1 protein-coding gene is annotated in these 1,495 nt (G+C 64.4%); it reads left to right on the forward strand.

What is annotated here, in order from left to right; genetic code table 11:
* Nucleotides 1–71 precede the first annotated feature (71 nt).
* On the forward strand, nt 72–1,430 hold the full coding sequence (locus FFS10_RS22855) for an IS701 family transposase (RefSeq protein WP_137896896.1): 1,359 nt from the start codon (nt 72–74) through the stop codon (nt 1,428–1,430).
* Nucleotides 1,431–1,495 lie beyond the last annotated feature (65 nt).

Genomic DNA, 1,495 nt, shown 5'->3' on the forward strand with positions numbered 1-1,495 from the left:
TCTTACTGTGTTAGTAATTTGAACGAATTCAAGGCATTATGCGCACTTCTTCAAGCGAAGGGCGAACCTTGATGGAAGACTTGCAGGAATTCGAGCGATACATGGCCCATCTGAGCCGGGGGCTGGGTCATTCGGACCGTCATGCTGGCTTGCGGGGTTACACCACGGGGCTGATGTCGCCGCTGCAGCGCAAGAGCGTGGAGCCGATGGCGGCTCATGTGGACCCGCTGAACGTTCGTTCGCGCCATCAGTCGCTGCACCACTTCGTGGCCGATGCGAATTGGTCGGATGCGCGCATGCTGCTGGGGATATGCCAGTGGGTCGTGCCGTTGATGGATTTCAGCGATGGCGGCTGGTGGATCATCGACGACACGGGGTTTCCCAAGCAGGGGCGGCACTCGGTGGGCGTCGCGCGCCAGTACTGCGGGATGCTGGGCAAGCAGGACAATTGCCAAGTGGCGGTGAGCGTGTCGCTGGCCTGCGTGGCGGCCAGCATTCCGGTGGCCTGGCAGCTGTACCTTCCCCAGGAGTGGGTCGACGACCCGGCCCGACGCGAGAAGGCCGGCGTGCCCGAGGCGCTCGAGTTCGCCACCAAGCCTCAGATTGCGCTGCAGCAGATCGAACACCTGCTGGCCCAGGGGGCGCCGAGGCACTGCGTGTTGGCCGACGCGGGTTACGGCGTGGACACGGCGTTTCGCGAACGCCTGGGCGAGCTTGGCTTGCCCTACGTCGTGGGTGTGACGGGCAGCGTCAGCGTTTGGCCACCTGGGCACGAACCCCTGCCGCCCAAGCCTTACAGCGGCAGGGGCCGCGTCCCACGGCGACTGCGCCGCGGCGACGCCACCGCCCCAAAGCACCGGCCCCGCACGGTCAAGGACGTGGCCTTCGACATCGAGCCCGACGACTGGCAAGAAGTCACCTGGCGTGAGGGCACGAACGCTGCGCTGCGCTCGCACTTCGCCCGCGTGCGGGTACGTGCAGCGCACCGCGACCAGCAGCGCAGCGAGCTGCGCGAGCCGCAATGGCTGCTCATCGAGTGGCCCGAGGGCCACGACGAACCGCTGAAGTACTGGTTGTCCACGCTGCCCGAAGACACGCCGCTGCAGCGCATGGTGTTTGAAGCCAAGATGCGCTGGCGCATCGAGCGCGACTACCAGGATCTCAAGCAGGATCTGGGCCTCGGACAGTACGAAGGCCGGGGCTGGCGCGGCTTTCACCATCACGCCAGCCTCAGCATTGCCGCGTACGGCTTCCTGCTCGCGCAACGGCTGCAGCATCCCGACGAGATCGACGGTAAAAAAAACTCTGGCCGCCAAGCGTCTGCCCTACCCACGCATTACAAACCTCGGGGAAGCCCAGAGGGCGCAGCGCCACGTCCCATCCTCCATCACGAGCTTGCGATTGCGTATCGGCGCTCTGCTGGCTCGTGACCTGCCCCGATGTCCCTGTTGTCTTCGGCATCAACGAGCACAAAATATATAACACAGTAAAACTA

Source organism: Ramlibacter sp. 2FC, assembly GCF_005503345.1.
Classification (GTDB): Bacteria; Pseudomonadota; Gammaproteobacteria; order Burkholderiales; family Burkholderiaceae_C; genus SCMQ01.